This window comes from Tumebacillus sp. BK434, from assembly GCF_004340785.1.
GTDB lineage: Bacteria > Bacillota > Bacilli > Tumebacillales > Tumebacillaceae > Tumebacillus_A.
Map to the genome: position 1 here is coordinate 565,473 of NZ_SLXS01000002.1, position 17,039 is coordinate 582,511.

16 protein-coding genes are annotated in these 17,039 nt (G+C 60.0%); 6 read left to right on the forward strand and 10 right to left on the reverse strand.

Going from position 1 to position 17,039, the window contains the following annotated elements; genetic code table 11:
- Positions 1 to 2: 2 nt before the first annotated feature.
- The 7 genes from EV586_RS06770 to EV586_RS06800 form a co-directional block, all read right to left on the reverse strand.
- On the reverse strand, positions 3 to 1,169 hold the full coding sequence (locus EV586_RS06770) for a class I SAM-dependent methyltransferase (RefSeq protein WP_243652951.1): 1,167 nt from the start codon (positions 1,167 to 1,169) through the stop codon (positions 3 to 5).
- A gap of 106 nt (positions 1,170 to 1,275) precedes the next feature.
- A complete protein-coding gene (locus tag EV586_RS06775) occupies positions 1,276 to 2,919 on the reverse strand; it encodes a b(o/a)3-type cytochrome-c oxidase subunit 1 (protein WP_132944316.1) in 1,644 nt (547 codons plus the stop codon).
- A gap of 18 nt (positions 2,920 to 2,937) precedes the next feature.
- Positions 2,938 to 3,405: a cytochrome c oxidase subunit II gene (locus tag EV586_RS06780; protein WP_132944317.1), complete on the reverse strand. Its 468-nt coding sequence runs from the start codon at positions 3,403 to 3,405 to the stop codon at positions 2,938 to 2,940.
- A 39-nt stretch (positions 3,406 to 3,444) separates the two neighbouring features.
- Positions 3,445 to 3,612, reverse strand: coding sequence for a cytochrome c oxidase subunit 2A (locus EV586_RS06785; RefSeq protein WP_132944318.1), 168 nt, complete (start codon positions 3,610 to 3,612; stop codon positions 3,445 to 3,447).
- Positions 3,613 to 3,785: 173 nt separating this feature from the next.
- Positions 3,786 to 4,442, reverse strand: coding sequence for a response regulator (locus tag EV586_RS06790; RefSeq protein ID WP_087455600.1), 657 nt, complete (start codon positions 4,440 to 4,442; stop codon positions 3,786 to 3,788).
- Positions 4,414 to 5,493: a sensor histidine kinase gene (locus EV586_RS06795; protein WP_132944319.1), complete on the reverse strand. Its 1,080-nt coding sequence runs from the start codon at positions 5,491 to 5,493 to the stop codon at positions 4,414 to 4,416. The genes EV586_RS06790 and EV586_RS06795 overlap by 29 nt, the downstream gene beginning before the upstream one ends.
- Before the next feature lies 1 nt (position 5,494).
- On the reverse strand, positions 5,495 to 5,983 hold the full coding sequence (locus EV586_RS06800; RefSeq protein ID WP_132944320.1) for a GAF domain-containing protein: 489 nt from the start codon (positions 5,981 to 5,983) through the stop codon (positions 5,495 to 5,497).
- 191 nt (positions 5,984 to 6,174) lie between these two features.
- Between EV586_RS06800 and EV586_RS06805 the strand changes: the two genes are divergently transcribed.
- Complete coding sequence (locus EV586_RS06805) at positions 6,175 to 6,804, forward strand: TVP38/TMEM64 family protein (RefSeq protein WP_243652952.1); 630 nt, start codon at positions 6,175 to 6,177, stop codon at positions 6,802 to 6,804.
- Positions 6,805 to 6,863: 59 nt separating this feature from the next.
- Here the strand turns inward: EV586_RS06805 and EV586_RS06810 are convergent, their stop codons facing one another.
- Positions 6,864 to 7,058 carry a hypothetical protein gene (locus tag EV586_RS06810; RefSeq protein ID WP_132944321.1) on the reverse strand — a complete coding sequence of 65 codons (195 nt, stop codon included), beginning with the start codon at positions 7,056 to 7,058 and terminating at the stop codon, positions 6,864 to 6,866.
- A 150-nt stretch (positions 7,059 to 7,208) separates the two neighbouring features.
- On the opposite strand from EV586_RS06810, the gene EV586_RS06815 reads away from it, so the two are divergent.
- The 5 genes from EV586_RS06815 to ltaE all read left to right on the forward strand — a co-directional run bounded on the left by EV586_RS06815 (position 7,209) and on the right by ltaE (position 15,092).
- Entirely contained in the window at positions 7,209 to 10,013 is a 2,805-nt protein-coding gene (locus EV586_RS06815) for an AAA family ATPase (protein WP_132944322.1), read from the forward strand.
- 155 nt (positions 10,014 to 10,168) lie between these two features.
- Entirely contained in the window at positions 10,169 to 11,668 is a 1,500-nt protein-coding gene (locus EV586_RS06820) for an argininosuccinate lyase (RefSeq protein ID WP_132944323.1), read from the forward strand.
- 60 nt (positions 11,669 to 11,728) lie between these two features.
- Positions 11,729 to 12,790: a PLP-dependent cysteine synthase family protein gene (locus tag EV586_RS06825; RefSeq protein ID WP_132944324.1), complete on the forward strand. Its 1,062-nt coding sequence runs from the start codon at positions 11,729 to 11,731 to the stop codon at positions 12,788 to 12,790.
- The gene (locus EV586_RS06830; RefSeq protein ID WP_132944325.1) at positions 12,765 to 14,009 is read left to right on the forward strand and encodes an ATP-grasp domain-containing protein; all 1,245 of its coding nucleotides are present in this window, start codon (positions 12,765 to 12,767) and stop codon (positions 14,007 to 14,009) included. The genes EV586_RS06825 and EV586_RS06830 overlap by 26 nt, the downstream gene beginning before the upstream one ends.
- Positions 14,010 to 14,039: 30 nt before the next feature.
- Positions 14,040 to 15,092: a low-specificity L-threonine aldolase gene (ltaE, locus tag EV586_RS06835; RefSeq protein WP_132944326.1), complete on the forward strand. Its 1,053-nt coding sequence runs from the start codon at positions 14,040 to 14,042 to the stop codon at positions 15,090 to 15,092.
- Between the two features lies 1 nt (position 15,093).
- Here ltaE and EV586_RS06840 read toward each other — a convergent pair whose 3' ends face one another.
- Both EV586_RS06840 and EV586_RS06845 read right to left on the reverse strand, forming a co-directional pair.
- Positions 15,094 to 16,272 (reverse strand): ABC transporter permease, encoded by a 1,179-nt coding sequence (locus EV586_RS06840; protein ID WP_132944327.1) that lies wholly within the window; start codon positions 16,270 to 16,272, stop codon positions 15,094 to 15,096.
- Positions 16,269 to 17,003 (reverse strand): ABC transporter ATP-binding protein, encoded by a 735-nt coding sequence (locus EV586_RS06845; protein ID WP_132944328.1) that lies wholly within the window; start codon positions 17,001 to 17,003, stop codon positions 16,269 to 16,271. Before EV586_RS06845 ends, EV586_RS06840 begins: the two co-directional genes overlap by 4 nt.
- Positions 17,004 to 17,039: the final 36 nt, after the last annotated feature.

Below are 17,039 nucleotides of genomic sequence, written 5' to 3' on the forward strand. Positions count from 1 at the left end.
TTTTATAACTTCTCGGCGATCAGGGTAAACGTCTTCGGAATGCCCATATCGTCGATCTTCGTATTCGGTTCCTCGTCGAGCAGGCGCAGGAACAGTCCGGCCTGCGCGACCGATGTGACGATCTCGCCGAGCGTCCATTTGCGCAAGCGCACCTTTTGCTCCAGACGGCTGCCGTCGTCGAGCAATTTGGAGTAGGCGACGTCCGACACTTCCAGATCGGTCGAGAAGTAGTTGCCGGTGACTTTGTGCTTCTTGCCTTTCGAGGTGATCAGCTTGGTCGAGATCGGATGGAAATCTTGGATGATCAAGCGCCCGCCCGGCTTCAACGCAGCGGCGAGAATGTCCATCAGCGGGGCGAGGTCGATGAAATAGTGCAGGATGCCAAGCTCCATCAAGACGAGGTCATAGTCGCCGGTCAGCTCTTCTGGCGGCAGTTCCATGATGTCGGAGATCACGTAGCGGATCGAGGCGCCGGCCGCTGCGGCCAGCTCGTTCGCATAGCGGGCGTTCTGCTCCGAGATGTCGACGACGGTAGCGTCCGCGCCAAGCAGTGCCAGCGCCACCGCTTTCGAGCCGTGCGAGCCGAGCGCGTTGAGGACTTTCTTGCCCTGCACGTCGCCGAGATGCGGCACCAGCGATTTCAGGCGGCCGAGCGGGTCGCGCGCGATGCGGGGAGCGGCTTCTTCCGGCGGGCCGTAGCGCTTGACCCACGCCTGATAGGAGTCTTGGTTCCAGGCTTTTTCATTCGCTGCCGACAGCATGCGCTGGCGCTCTTTGATATAGGCGGCGATCGCCGGCTGGTACGGGTCTGTCTCCGGCAGCGCATCGCGGTAGTAGGCGACCGATTTCGCCCATACCGCTTGTCCGTCCACCTCGACGGAGATGCGGTCCGGGTCGGTGATGATCACCGTGTTATAGAAGCAGACGAGGTGTACCGTCACACCGTCTTTTCGGTAGACGAATTTCGACCCGCCTGGAAATTCTTCGCGCTTTCCTTCGCCAAACAGGGCGAGGGCCGCGTCAAAATTGTCCCATTGCACCGAGATTTCCGCCGCCTCCGGTTCCGGCAGGCGCACGCCTTGTACGAACAGGGCGGTCGAACCGATGCACATGTAGGAAATCTTCGCTTCGGTCAGTTTCTCTGCAGCATCTTTGATCACAGACAACATGTTCATTCCACCTCAAACGTAGTATGTGCCGTGCTATCTTCCCACATCCTAGCAAAGGTGGCAAGAAAAAACCTCCGCAGGGCTGCGAAGGTTTTTTCCTTACTCCTTACCACGTGCGCATCGGCGGTGCACCCGGCGCCGGGTCTTGGATCACGTTGTAGATCGGGTAGCCGTACGCGAGCAGGATCAGCACGGCCGATACGGCGATCCAGATTCTCCAGCGCTCGAGGATGCGCGGAGTCGGTTCGTGATTGTCGCCGAGTTCGGCGATCGGGAACTCTTCCTGGCCTTTCGGAGCGAAGCAGAGCATGTAGAGGAACAGACCGATCATCAGCAGGCCGCCGATGAAGAGCAGCGCGCCGCCAAATGCCATCACTTTGTAGTACGGCATCCAGGAGAGGCCGAGCACGCTGTCCAGATAGGTGGTGAAGTCGGTGCGGCGCGGCGCGCCTTGCAGACCCACGGTGTGCATCGCGCCGGACATGAAGCTCATGCCGACCGTCCAGATCAGCGTTTGCAGGATGCCGAGGCGGTTGACCCACTTGGTCAGCTTGCGGCCGGTCAGCGCCGGCACCAGCCAGTAGGAGATGCCGAAGAAGGTCAGCACCACCGAGGTGGCGACGGTGAGATGGAAGTGGCCGACGACCCACAGCGTGTTGTGGACGACCGCGTTCAACTGGTTGGAGGCGTTGATGATCCCGCCGAGACCTGCCGGAATGAACATCAGCATCCCGACCATCGGGGCGAAGAAGCGGACATCTTTCCACGGCAGTTTGGTAAACCAGCCGAACAAGCTCTTCGCGCCTTTGCGGCGGCCGGCGGTCTCAAAGACGGCAAACATCGAGAACGCGGTGAGCAGGGACGGGACGACGACGGCGAGCGTGAGGATGACGTGGATAAACTTCCATTTTTCCGAGATGCCCGGCTCCATCAGCTGATGGTGGAACCCGACCGGGATCGAGAACAGGACGAGCAGGATAAAGGCGAGACGGGCCAGCGAGTCGGAGAACACTTTGCCGCCGATGATCTTCGGAATGCAGACATACCAGGCGATGTACGCCGGCATCAGCCAGAAGTAGACCAGCGGATGGCCGAAGAACCAGAACAGCATGCGGGAGAGCAGGATGTTGACATCTGCCACCCAGCCGAACGACCACGGGATGAGCTGGAACAGCACCATCGCGGCGAGTCCGGAAGTTGCGATCAGCCAGAGCACGAGCGTGGCGACCGTCATGAAGGCGAACAGCGGCGAGATTTTGCCCGGGTTGTGTTTGCGCCATTTGGCATAGTTGACGAGCATGCCGAGCGCGGCGACCCAGGTGCCGACGACGAGCAGCGCGGCGCCGACGTAGAACCACGGCGTTGCTTTCAGCGGTGCATAGAAGGTGTAGAGAACCGATGCGTCGTTGAGCAGGATGGCTGCGGTCGCCATCGCGGTGCCGAAGAACATCATCGCCCAGCCGATCCAGCCCGCATTGAAGGAAAAGTTGCTCAGGCCGCCGGTGGTTTTGGACATACCGGAATACAGAAAGCCGATAATAAAGAAGGTCGTAAAGATCAGTGCCATCAGAACGCCATGGGCGGTCAGGATTTGATAATAGTTAAGCCAATCGGGAAGCTCGATCACGCCGCCGCGCACCAAGCCTTGCAAGAGGCCGGCGATCGCGCCGATGCCAAAGGCGAGGAATGCGATCACGAGGTAGGCGAGGCTCATGTTGGCGTCGCGCTTCGGAATTGCTGTCGTTTGCATTGTGGTTCACATCCTTTGCTATTTGACGACGATTTTTGCCATCATCATGTGGTGACCTGCACCGCAGTACTCGTTGCAGAGAATCACGTAGTCACCCGGTTTTTTGAACGTGGTGGTCGCGGAGTTGACATGTCCCGGCACGACCATCATGTTGACGTTGGTGCCCGGAATCGCAAAGCCGTGAACGACGTCTTTGGACGTGGTGTGGAAGGTGATCTCCGCGCCGAGCGGGATCTCGATCTCATTGGGTGCGTAGCCGAAGACGAACGACGGCATGTTCAGGTCGTATTTGTTCTCGCCCGTCTTGACCAGGCCGGGCTTGTCAAACGGCGCGGTCTGATCGACCATCGCCGGTTGGACGCGAGACAGATCGCTTGGCGGATGGTGACCGTGTGAGAAGGCGTTGACGCCCAAGGTGATCAGAAAGGCCACCAAGGTGATGCCGCCGAAGATCAGCCAGATTTTTTCAAATTTATGCAAGTGCATGAAGTGTTCCTCCCCTTCAACCTCTTCCCGACAGGCAGCTTACTGCCGCTCCAGGAAGAGGAAAAATGCGCTCAGCCAGCTGAGGATGATCAGCGTGCCTAAGATCATGACCGATGCAAACGTGCCGCGCAGGGATGTTTCTTCCTCAGGCTGCGGCGGGACCGGCAAGCTTTGCTTGGTGTCCGTCTGCTTTTGAATCTGTGCCATTCTGTGCTTCCTCCCTCCGGTAGATCGGTAACGGATTTCATACTTTGAGTATAGATTCAGGGGGCTTGGGCAGGTATCGGGGAACTCCCCGATAGCAGGTGCGGGAACTCCCTGAAAAAAGCAAGGGATAAAAAAACACCGCCTCCCGAAGGAGACGGCGCTGTTTGCGGCGATTATTCAAAGTCGAGCAGGCCTTTTTTCAGCGCATAGCGCACCAGCTCAGGGCGTGTTTTCATCTGCAGCTTCTCCATGATCTTCGACTTGTGCGTCTCGACCGTCTTCACGGAGACGATCAATTGCTCGGCGATCTCTTTGTTGGAGTAGCCTTTGGCGATGTACTGCAGGATCTCCTGCTCGCGGTCGGTCAGGACGTGGAAGTTCTCCACGTCCTGGCCTTTTTGCACGCGCTGCAGGAACTCGGCGATCAGCGATTTGGTCGCCGTCGGGTGCAGGTACGCCGCACCGGAATGCACGGTGCGGATCGCGTTGATCAGGTCGAGGTCAGGAGCGCTTTTCAAAATGTACCCGGACGCGCCGGCCTGCAGGACGCGGAACAGATATTCCTCGTCGTCATGCATCGTCAGCACGAGAATGTCGATCTCCGGCGCTGCGTCTTTCAGCCGCGAGGTGGCAGACAGGCCGTTTTCGCCGGGCGGCATGCTGAGGTCCATCAGCACGATGTCCGGGCGCAGGTCGAGCGCCTTGTCGACCGCTTCTTTGCCGTCGGCCGCCGTGGCGATCACTTCCATGTCGGACTGCGAGCCGATCAGCATCGACAGGCCGGAGCGGACGATCGCGTGGTCATCCGCGATCAACAAACGAATGGACATACTTGGGGCCTCCTTTTTCATCGAGCGGAATGCTCACTTCGATCCGCGTGCCGACGCCTTCCACCGAATCGATGCGCACCGTGCCGCCGAGCAGCGAAGCGCGCTCGCGCATGCCGAACAGCCCGAGCCCGGTGCCTTTGACGCGCAGATGCTCAGGGTCGAAGCCGACGCCTTTGTCGACGATGCGCAGCTCGAGCGCGTTTTCCCGGTCGGTCAAGGTGACAAACAGCTGGTCGGTGTCGGCGTATTTGGCCGCGTTGGTCATCGCTTCCTGCAAAATGCGGTATAGAGCTGTCTCCACGGCGGACGAATAGCGGCGGCGCTGGCCGGCGATGGTCAGCTCCGACTCGATGCCAAACGTCTCGTCGAAGCGCTTGATGTACGAGCGGATCGCCGGCACCAGGCCGAGGTCGTCGAGCGCCGACGGGCGCAGTTCGACCGACAGGCTTTTCACCTCTTCCAGCGTGCGCGAGGTGAGCTGCTGCACTTCGTCGAGGTGCGCCTTGACCGGCTCGTCGAGCTGCAGTTGATTGACGACGCGCAGCCCGACCATGATCGAATAGAGCGCTTGGCCGATCCCGTCGTGCAGGTCGCGGGAGATGCGTTTGCGCTCTTCTTCCTGGGCTTGGATCACATAGTTGGTCAACTGGCGCTGGTGGCGCTCCCGCTCCACCCGCTGCTGTTCGGTAATGTCGCGCAAGATCAGCACGAGCGCTTCGTCGTCTGCGATCGGCAGGCGCGTCGAAGAGGCGGCGACAGGCAGTTCCTCGCCGCCTTTGGTGCGCACGAACATCTGGAAGGCCGGCATCTTTTGGCGCTTGGCGAAGCATTCCACGCAGGTCATCTCTTCGGAGCAGGTCGCCATGCCGATGCAGACATCACAGAGGTTGATGTTGCCGATCAGCTCGTCCACCGTATAGCCGGACAGGGTCTCAAACGAGCGGTTGACCGCCCGGATCATGCCGTCCCGGTCGATGACGAGGATGGCGTCGCTGACGTTTTGAAACAGCGACTCTAAAAATGAAGAAGAGATCTGCTGCGGCATCTTCATGCTACGGGTTCACTCCCTCGTGCCCTTTTTCCTTACTATACACAGTTGAGTCCCCGCTGAGTATCCACTTTTTTAATTCATTTGCTTTTTTGGCGATCACGGCGACATCGAGCGGCAGAAATTCCCGAAAGCTCCGGCAGCCGACCAGCATCATGCCCGGCACGCGGCCACCGTCCGCTTCCATCGGCACGCCGACGAGCGATTTCAGCCCTTCGGCGAGCAGGATCGGATATTCGCGCGGGTCGTCCATGCTTTTTGGTTCGGTAAACTGCATCAACAGCGGGCGGCCCATGCGAATCACTGTACCGGCGACGCCTTTGCCCGGTCGAAGCACGATGCGCTTGTACCGTTCATTGCGGTTGCCGGAGACGTAGCGGAAGCGGATGGCGTGCGCTGTCGGATCGGTCAGCGCGATGGCGACAAAGTCGGCCCGCATGTCGGTCCGAAACGCATCCAGCTCCCGTTGGATCAATTGCTGCACGTTCAGCATTGACCGCACCTCCCTTTCGTTTCGCAAATCGTATATCCAAAGTATAGCGGGCGCAGGGCGGGAAAGCTCTCGGGGAACTCCCTGATCTTTTGGGGCGGGAAAGCATTTCTGGCAAGCGGTGCGGGGGAGGGTGTATACTGGTGGTAAAGCGTAGGGCAAGGACGAGTTGAAGAGGAAGGGGAACGACTCTTTTGGTCAAAAAGATTCTGGTTGCCGTTTTATTTATTGCAATCATTGTATTAGGTTATCAGTATAAAGATCAGTTTATGGACATCATCGAAGCGGGCGGCTGGCTGTCGGTGCTGGTGTCGATTCTGCTCTACAGCATCTGCGTGTTCTTCCCGGTCGTGCCGGTGATCCTGCTGGTCGGGGTGATCGGGGCGGTGTTCGGCACCGTGCTCGGCACGGGCATTTCGCTGGCCGGGGCGCTGGTCGGCACGTCGATCATGTTTTTGATGACGCGCTACGGGTTCCGCACCTGGGCGCAGGGGATCTTGGATAAATACCCCAAGGCCAAAGAGTACGAAGGCTATTTTGAGAAAAACGCCTTTCTGAGCATCGTCGCCGTGCGGATCGTCCCGGTGGTGCCGACGCAGGTGGTGAACATTTTGACGGGCGTCTCGAAAGTGCCCTGGCTCATCTTCTTCGCCGCCACCGCGATCGGCGCCCTGCCGCGGCTCTTGATCTTCGCGTTCGTCGGCAACTCCTTCGAAGACAACAAGCTGACTTCGATCCTGACCTACGCGGCGTACATGGTCGTCATCTTCATCTTCACCTACATCTTCATGAAGCGCCGCATGGATGCGCAGCAGAAAAAGTAGATCGAAGAGTAAGAAAAGGCAGGCTCCCGTTGCGGAGCCTGCCTTTTTCATAGGTGTTATTATCTTGTTTTACGAAGCTCTTTCGTGATTGCAACAGCTGCGTTTGTGATGACGCCGCCAAGAAACCCCACTCCAAAATAGAGTGTAAGATCGTACTTCGGTTGGTAATCCATGACGATGACCAAGAAGAGCGCCATGAGGAACAACAGCACGCCAAAACTTGTACCCACAAGGAAATAGCGCAGATAATCCATCGATTCACCACGCTTGTTTGAAAATTCACACCAGTATAAGTTACAGTAACACATAAAACGGGAGAATCTCAACACCTCCCCGCACAGGCGTCCACCCGGTCGGCATAGGCTATAGCAATGTGAACGACTACAGGGAGGAGCCATGACCTTATGGAAGCAGTAAAAGCAACGGTCGACGCGGCGCACTGGCTGTCGGCGGTGGAAGACATCACGGTGCGCTCCGGCGGGAAAGACCGGGAGCACACCGTGCTGTTGCGCCTCGATGCTGTCAAGCAGACCTTGTCGCTGATGGAGGAAGATGCCGACAGCCTCTACCGGATCACCATGCCCGCTGAGCTGGAAGCGGACGCGATGCCCCGCACGGTGACCTGCAAGCTGGCCGCCCGCAAACTCGCGCCGCTCCGCGAGCTGTTCGCGCAGGCGAAAGAGCGGAATGTCACTTGCATCGTGCGTAAAAATACACTTTCCTTGAAACGAGGGGAGCAGCATCTTCTGCTCCCCAACCTGCTCGTCAAAAAGGCGATGCCCGCCTTCAAACTGCCCGCGCACTCCGAGGCGACGCTGCACTTCGTCATCCCTGATCATCAGCCGCTGTGCCGGGCGCTGGAGCTGTGCCCCGACACCGCCCTGCGCGTCCGCATCGGCGGGGGCGCGGGCGGCGTGATCACCGTGCACGACCAAGCCTACCCGGTCGACAGCCGCAGCTCCGGACTCTACCTCTGGCCGCGGACGGCACTCTTCCAACGCCTGTCCCAACTGCCCGCACGCTGCAAATTGCACGTCACCTTGTCCGGGCAGCAGGCGGTCAGCTTCGCCACCGTCGATCCCGCAGGCAAAGCGGGCGTCCAGCGCGAGTTCATCATCAAGCCCTATCCGCTGACCAACCTCTACATCGCCGTCAACAAAGCGGCCGCCAAGCCGGACGACAGCTCTCCATGGAAAAGCGCCCAGCTAAGCGTGACCCCCGACAAAAAACGAGGAAAACGCACCGCCCTGCCGAGCGATGGCGCAGAGGATGATTTTGCCGCACTGCACCTGAATCCGCGCCATCGCCAGGAGAAAGCCTTGCAGCTCCCCAGCCCAAAAGACGACCCGCTGCGCAACACTTCCGCCTCCTTTCCCGCACCAGAACCGGCAACCGATCCAGCATCCTTTCAGAAAACCGACCCGGAAACAGACTTGGCAACCGATCCCCCAACCAATCAAGCTACCGTTCCGCAAAACCTGCCTGACAACCAAGCTCGCTCGATCCGGCCATACGCGCTGCCGCCCGACCTCGACCGCCTGCTCGACGTCCCGGAACCGCCGAAGCCTACCGCGCTGGAAGAGCTGCAAGCCTTGCCCGGCCTCCTGCAAGTCAAAAAGCAGGTCTGTGACATCGCGCAATTTGCCGCGTTTGAAAAAGAGCGCCTCGCCGCGCTCGGCATCGCCCGCAAGCCGCCGACGCTGCACATGGCGTTCCTCGGCAACCCCGGCACCGGCAAGACGGTCGTCGCCCGCATGATCGGCCGCATCTACAAAGAGCTCGGCCTGCTCTCCAAAGGCCACGTCGTCGAAGTCGACCGCAGCGCCCTCGTCGGCGCCTACATGGGCCACACCGAGCAAAACTTGACCAAATACACCAGACGTGCCCAAGGCGGCGTCCTCTTCATCGACGAAGCGTACACCTTGTACAAAAAAGACTCGGCCAAAGACTTCGGTCTCACCGCGATCAACGGGCTGGTCAAACTGCTCGAAGACCACCGCGAAGACCTTGTCGTCATCGTCGCCGGCTATAAAAAGCAGATGGACGAATTTTTCTCCTTCAACCAAGGCCTGCGTGAACGCATCCCGTTCCACGTCGACTTCCCGGACTACACCGACGATGAACTGCTCGCCATCGCCGACTACCTCGCCCTGCAAGACCACTACCAGCTGACCGCCGCAGCAAAAGACGCCTTGCTGCGCCGCGCCCTCCGCGAGCAGCTCGACGACACGTTCGGCAACGCCCGCACCATCCGCAACCTGCTGGAAAAGGCGAAAATCAACCATGCGGTCCACGCCAAGACCGGCAGCGCCGAACGGTCGCCCGACGCCTACACCACGCTCACCGCCGAAGACTTCCAAGACGGCTCGCTCTCCGAAACCGAGACGCTCGAAGATGTGCTGCGCGACCTCGACAGCCTCGTCGGGCTGGAAGAAGTGAAAGGAGTCGTCAAACAGATGACCGCCGTGCTGGCGATGGAGCAGAAGCGTTCCGCTTATGGGTTGACAGACAGCCCGCTCACCTTGCACATGGCGTTCACCGGCAACCCCGGCACCGGCAAAACGACGGTCGCCCGCCTGATGGGACGCATCCTGCGCGTGCTCGGCCTGCTGCCCAAAGGCCATTTTGTGGAAGCTGCCCGCAAAGACCTCGTCGCCGGCTACATGGGGCAGACCGCTCTGAAGACGGGGGAGAAGATCAGAGAAGCCACCGGCGGCATCCTCTTCATCGACGAAGCGTACGCCCTCGCCCGCAGCAAGCGCGAAGAGTACGGCGCCGAAGCGCTCGCCACCTTGATCAAAGAGATGGAAGACAAAAAAGACCTGCTCGCCGTCATCTTCGCCGGGTACACCAAAGAGATGGAGGAACTGCTCGCGCTCAACCCCGGGCTGAAGAGCCGCATCCGCTTCCACCTGCATTTTCCCGACTACAACGCCTCCGACCTCGTCGAGATCGTCAAAGGCAAAGCGGAGCGCTCCCACTACCTGATCACGCCGGAAGCGGAAGAGAAGCTCTGGCGCTTCTTCATCCGCGAATGCTCGCTCGCCGGCGCCGACTTCGGCAACGGCCGCCTGGCGGAAAACGTCTTTGAGCGGGCCAAGATCAACCTGTCCACCCGCCTCGCCCAACAGGAAGGGGAGGTCGACAAAACGATGTTGATGACGTTGACCGAAGATGACTTTGGATTTGAAACGGGACCCTTGAAATAAGGGTTCCATTTTTTATGTGGTTGGCAGGTTTTTTATCCTGTGTGTAGAATCTTGTGAAATGGTGTAACATCCTAAACAAATACAGCTAAACTAATATCAAAAAGCGCACATAAAAAGCAAAGCCAACGCATCGAGCTGAGGAGTGAATGACTTACATGACCAAGCAAACCGCCCCCGAACAAGCGGCGCTTACCGGACGTATTTCCTCCGGCCCAAGCCAGCTCTTGCACGAAGAGATCTTGGAGCCGCAGTTTGTTTATGAGCTGCACAACTTTTTGCCGTGGTACATTTTGGTGGAAAAAGTGATGACGCTCGAATACGAGCGTTTGGGTCTCGTCTCGGCAGACGCGCGCCGCGAGATTGGTGAGCTGCTCTCCCAGATCAACCCGGAGACGATCACCGCCGATCCGCAAGCGAACATGTCGGACATCGCCTTCGCCATCGAGCGGTTCGTCGAAACGCGTATGAAAAGCGAAGCGCCGGCGTGGCACATGGATCGCAGCCGCAACGATTTTCAAGCCTGCGCGCAGATCATGTTTGGCCGCGATCAGTTGCTGCAGGTGATCGACGAGCTGTTCCGCTTTTCCGCCGCCTTGCATGAACTGGCGCACAAGACGGTCGATCTGCCGATGCCGGGCTATACGCATTACCAGTCCGCGCAGGTGATCTCGCCGGGCTTTTATCTTGCGGCCGTCAACGAGCAGGTCTTGAAAACGATCGCCCGCCTGACTGCCGTGTATGATGACATCAACCGCTGCCCGCTCGGCTCGGGCGCGATGGCCGGCCTTGAGCTCGGCTGGGACCAGCAGCGCATGTCCGACCTGCTCGGCTTCCACGAGCCGGTGCGCCATGCGTTGACCGGGGTCGCCAACCGCGAGTGGAGCCTGCGCATCGCATCCGAGCTGTCCAACTTCTCGATCAACCTGTCCCGCGTCGTGACCGACCTGATCGCCTGGGGCAGCACCGAATATGGCTTGATCGACCTGCCGGACCAGCTCGCAGGCATTTCGTCTGCCATGCCGCAGAAGAAGAATTTCCCGATCCTCGAGCGCATCCGCGGTCGCATCGCGCACATCTCCGCGTACTATATGGATTTCGCGTTCGCCCAGCGCAGCACCGGCTACACCAACCTCGTCGAAACGTCGAAGGAGGCGGGCTCGAACATCCTGACGATGTTCAAGACGATGCGTTCGGCCCTGAAGCTGTTCACCGCCGTCATCGAGAACCTGACCTTCAAAGAAGCGCGCATGCGGGCGATCTGCGAGCGCGAGTATTTCGGCGGCTTCACGCTGGCGAACATGCTGGCTCTGCACGGCGGCGTGCCATACCGCAAAGCGCAAGTCCTCGCCGGCCGCTACATCACCGCCGCCATCGAAAAAGGGCTGCAGCCGACGCAGGTCGACATCTCGCTTTTGCATGCGGCCGCTGCGAACATGGGGCTGCAGGCGAACCTGACCGCCGAGCAATTGCATCAGGCGTTCGACACCGACTACAACCTGCAGGTGAAACGATCGGTCGGCGCGACCAACCCGCAGCGCATGCGCGACCTGCTCGCCGTTCAGGAGACGGAGACCGGGCAGCTGCTGCAAGCGGTAAGCGAGCGCAAACAAGCTGTGCACGATGCGTTTTCCCAAGTGGAAGCGCTGCTGAAATAGACCTTTTTGCTGACCGAACTGTTGCTGACAGAACCCCTATCGAAGAAAGGACTGGACATCATGCTCCGTCAAGATATCATCGATGCAATCGGCAAAACTCCGCTCGTCAAACTGCGCCTGCATGACCGCGCCAAAGGCCAGGTCTACGCCAAGCTGGAACTGCTCAACCCGTTTGGGATGAAAGACCGCGTGGCGAAAAACTCGATTCTCGAAGCGAAGAAGCAAGGCATCCTGCAAGACGGTGCGCCGATCATCGAGAGCTCGTCCGGCACGATGGCGGCCGGTGTGGCGATCGTCGGCACCTACCTCGGCCACCCGGTGCACATCGTCACCGACCCGCGCATCGACCCGATCACCGAAGCCAAGCTGACCTCGCTCGGCTGCCAAGTGCACATCGTCGAGAAAATGTCGCCCGACCGCGGCTGGCAAGGATCGCGCCTCGAACTGCTGCACCAGCTGCTCGAAGAGAATCCGGGCGCATTCTGGCCGCGCCAGTACGAAAACCCGGACAACCCGGGCGCGTACAAAGAGCTGGCGGCAGAAGTGATGGAAGAGCTCGGCCATGTCGACATCCTGGTCGCCGCGGTCGGCTCCGGCGGTTCCTTGTCCGGTTCGGCACGCGCACTGAAAGCGTTCAACCCGGATCTGAAAGTCGTTGCCGTCGATGCGGCAGGCTCCGTCATCTTCGGCCAGCCGGACAACCCGAAGCGCCTGCAGGGCGGCCTCGGCAACTCGCTGGTCGCGCCGAACGTCGATTTTTCTGTGATGGACGAGATCCACTGGCTGAACGACGAAGAAGCGTTTGCCGCGACCTTGCAACTGGCGGGCGAAGAGAAAATTTTTGCCGGGAACTCCTCCGGTTCGGTCTTTGCCGTCGCGCGCTGGATCGCGTCGCAAGTCGATGAAAACACGAAAATCCTCGCCATCTTCCCGGACCGCGGCGACCGCTATGTAGACTCGATCTACAACGAAGCATACCGCATCGAGAAAGGCGTCAACGCGCTGCGCCTGCCGGACGACCCGGCGCACGTCTCGTATGACACTGTCGTCACCTCCTGGTCCTACGCCAAGATCGAAGCTAAAGGAGCCGTCCACCATGAAGAAGAAACTGCTGTTCGTTGAATCTAACACCACCGGCACCGGCATGCTCGCCCTGAAAAAAGCGGTGAGCTGGGGCCTGACGCCGATCTTCCTTTGCAACAAGCCGGAGCGCTACCTCGGTCTGGAAGAGACAGGGAGCGTTGTGATCGTCTGCGATACGAACGATGTGGAAGCGCTGAAAGAGACGATCGCAGCGAACGTCGCGGTCGAAGAGATCTGCGGCTTTGCCACCACCTCCGAGTTCTACCTCGAAGCGGTGGCAACCTTGGCCACCCACTACGGCCTGCCGGGCAACCCGCCGGAAGCGATGCGCACCGCCCGCAACAAGTCTTTGACCCGCCAGGCGCTGGCGGCAGCTGGCGTCGGCCAGCCGCGCTTTGCGATCGTCAAAGGTCAAGCGGACCTCGAACAGGCCTTGGCGACCGTGCCGGTGCCGTGCGTGGTCAAACCGGCCGACGATTCCGGATCGAACGATGTCCTGCTCTGCAACACCTTGGCAGAAGTCGAAGCGCACACCTTGAAGATTCTCTCCGTCACCACCAACATGCGCGGCCAAGCGACCGCAGGCACCGTGCTGATCGAAGAGTATGTCGACGCGCCGGAATTCTCCGTGGAGATGTTCACGTGGGAAGGCAAGACGACTTGCATCGGCATCACCGAGAAGAGCCTGACCGGGTTCCCGTACTTCGTCGAGTCCCGCCACATCTTCCCGGCGCAACTGGCTCCGGAAGTGGCAGAAGAGATCCGCTCCACCGTGATCAAAGCGCTGGCGGCGGTCGGCGTGAAAAACGGTGCGACGCACACCGAGCTGAAGCTGACCCCGGAAGGCGCAAAGATCATTGAGATCAACGCCCGCCTCGCCGGGGGGATGATCCCGGAGCTGATCCGCCTCGCGACCGGCGTGGACATGCTGGAACAGCAGATCCGCTGCTCCGTCGACGGTCCGCAAGACCTCGTCGTCGAATACGCGGGCCACGCGGGCATCAAGTTCATCATGGCGCCGGAAGCGGGCGTGCTGAGCGAAATCCGCGGCGCAGACGCGGCGAAATGCGTGCCGGGCGTCGAGCAGGTGATCGTGACCGGCAAGCCGGGCGCCTCCGTCCAGCCGCCGCAAAACGCGTACCATCGCCTCGGCTCGGTGATCGTCAAAGGCGACACCTACGAAGAAACCGTCGCGACGCTGGAGACGGCGCTGGCCAACATTGACGTGGTGCTCGAAGCATCGGTCATCAAGAACTAATCGCACACGATGCACAAGGAGGCTTTTCCGATGATTGAATTGCGCAGTGACACCTTCACCCTGCCGACACAGGAGATGCTCGACGCGATGCCGAAAGCGGCGCTCGGCGATGACGTGTACGGCGAAGACCCGACCGTCAAGCAGCTGGAAGCGCTGGCCGCCAAGATGCTCGGCAAAGAAGCGGCGATCTTCATGCCGAGCGGCACGATGGCCAACCTCGCGTCCCTGATGGCGCATTGCCCGCGCGGCTCGAAAGTGCTGGTCGGCAATGAGACCGACATCTACATCTACGAAGCGGGCGGCGCTGCCGTCTGCGGCGGGGTGATGTACGAGCCGATCCCGACCCAGCCGGACGGACGCCTCTTGATCGAAGACCTGGAAAAAGCATTCCCGGACGACACGACCGACCCGCAGTTCGCCCTGCCGGCCCTGATCACGATCGAAAACCCGCACAACCGCATGGGCGGCAAAGTGCTGCCGCTGTCCTACCTCGCCGAAGTGCAGGCGTTCGCGCAAAGCAAAGGCCTGCCGGTGCACATGGACGGCGCGCGCATCTTCAACGCGGCGATCGCGCTGGACGTGCCGGTATCGGAAGTGGCACAGTATGCCGATTCGATCCAGTTCTGCCTCTCCAAAGGCCTGTCCGCCCCGGTCGGCTCGATGGTCGTCGGAACGGCCGCGTTCATCGAGAAAGTCTACCGCCTGCGCAAAATGCTCGGCGGCGGCATGCGCCAATCCGGTCTGCTGGCCGCAGCAGCGATCGTCTCGCTGGAGAAGATGGTGCACCGCCTTGCCGACGACCACGCCAACGCCCGCCGTCTGGCAGCCGGGCTGGCCGAGATCGATGGCATCGAAGTGGACATGGACGTCCCGACCAACATCGTCTTCTTCCGCGTCACGGCTGAAGGCTTCACCTGGCAGCGCTTCGTCGCCGACTGCTACGAAGCGGGCCTGAACATCGCCGAGCTGGGCCACGGCCGCATCCGCGCCGTCACTCACTCCGGCGTTACGGAACAAGACATCGACAAGGCGCTGGTGATCATCCGCCAAGTGCTGGCCACAGAAAAAGTCCTGAGCGTATAGCTCAGGACTTTTTTTCTTCCATCCGTTCCCGAAACCGTGTGGGCAAGTCGTAAAAAGCGAGCAAATACGCGAGCACCAGCCCCGCAGGCAAGTACCACCACGGCAGTCCTGCGATCAGCACGGGCAGGAACAGCAGCACACTCTGCACGACCATCACGCCAAAGGAAAGCTGGGAGTAGCCTTTCAGTTTTGCCTCTTCTTCCAGCGGGTACAGCTCCATCACATCGGGGTATTTCCGCTCGGTCGCCATGTTCGGCATCTGCTTACCTGTGATGTACAGGGCGAGCAGGTAGACGCCAAGGCCGATCCAGAGGTTGGTGACAAAGAACAGCCCGACAAATGCGGTCAGCGTGATCCGCACGGCGATGCCGAAGTATTCGCTGTGGCGCAGGAAGGTGCGGGTGTAGAGGAACAGAAAAGGCTTGCCCTGCTCCCACGGCAACTGCTTGAATTTCCACTCGCGCACGCGGTTCATGATCTCCGGCACATCGACGAAAAAGTTGGCAAATGCGAGGTACCCGGCCACCGTCTTTTTCTCCAGCTCCATCAGGTCTGACCACGGATAACCGTCCGGCCAGCGCTTGCGCAGCGGGAAGAGTACGAAGGGGAGCAAGACGGCGAACCAGAAACCGTGCACGATCATCCACGCCAGCCCCACATTGGCAAGAAAGCGCAGCGCGGTCACCCAGGCAGGCTCTCTCCAGGCGATGCCCCGCCAATGTTCCCGCACATTCCATACTTTTACGAATATGAGCAGCGCCCACACGAGGAAAAATCCGGCCAGATCCCCGATCTCGAACAGATAAAAGGGGAGCACCATCCCCATCACAAACGAAAACGTCAGCGCCCCCATCCACGAGCTGTACCTGACTGCGCGCTGGAAATACTCTTTCATCCGCGCCTCGGCAGGGAGCAGGAAGACGAGGTCAGGTTCCTTTATGAAAGTCCGTACCTTGCATTTCGTCAAAAAGTAGGCCAGCACCACCGCCAGAAACAGCTCCGACGGAAAGGACGCGGGCACGATCTCCAGCAGATAGCGGTACACAAACGCGATCCCCACCGCCACAAACGGCACCGACATCGGCAAGGCGACATTGCGGCCGGCCTTCAGGGCGTAGATCAGCCCGTTTCGCCACGCGGTCTTGAGGCGGTGGGCATACAAGTCCTGCAGGCTCTTCATCGCGCCGACTCCTTGACGACCTTGGTGAACAGGTCATCGAGCGGTGCGCCCGGCATCCCGGCTTGTCCGCGCATGTCGTCCAGCGTGCCGTAGAGGGCGACTTCGCCCCGGCTCATCATCACGAAGCGGTCGCAGTACTTCTCCGCCATGCCCAAGATGTGCGTGGAGAGCAGAATCCCCGTGCCTTGCGCTTTCATCTCCTCCAGCAGTTCCAACAGCGCCTGGATCGCCAGCGGGTCGAGGCCGACAAACGGCTCATCGACGATCAGCAGGGCGGGCTGGAGCAGAAACGCACAGAGGATCATCACTTTCTGCTGCATGCCTTTGGAAAAAGTGCCCGGGAACGCGTCCAGACTTTCCTTCATCCGAAAGATTCCGAGCAGGCGTTCCGATCTTGCTTCATATAAAGCATCGTCCATCCCGTACGCCATCGCGGTCAGCTTCATATGTTCCCGCAGGGTCAACTCCGGATACAGCCTTGGCGTCTCCGGCACATAGGCGATCTGCGACCGAAACAGCGCCCGATTGCTCGCCAGCGTCTCGCCGTTTAACGCCACGCTGCCTGCCTGCGGTTCCATCAGCCCCAATACGTGCTTGATCACCGTCGACTTCCCGGCGCCGTTCATCCCGACCATTCCGACCAGCTCGCCCGACCCCACCGTCAGCGACACATCCCGTATCACCGGCACATCGGCCTTGTAACCGCCGGTCAATCCTTTCACTTCTAGCATCTATGTACCTCCTGTACGTCTCGATCTGGTACCCAC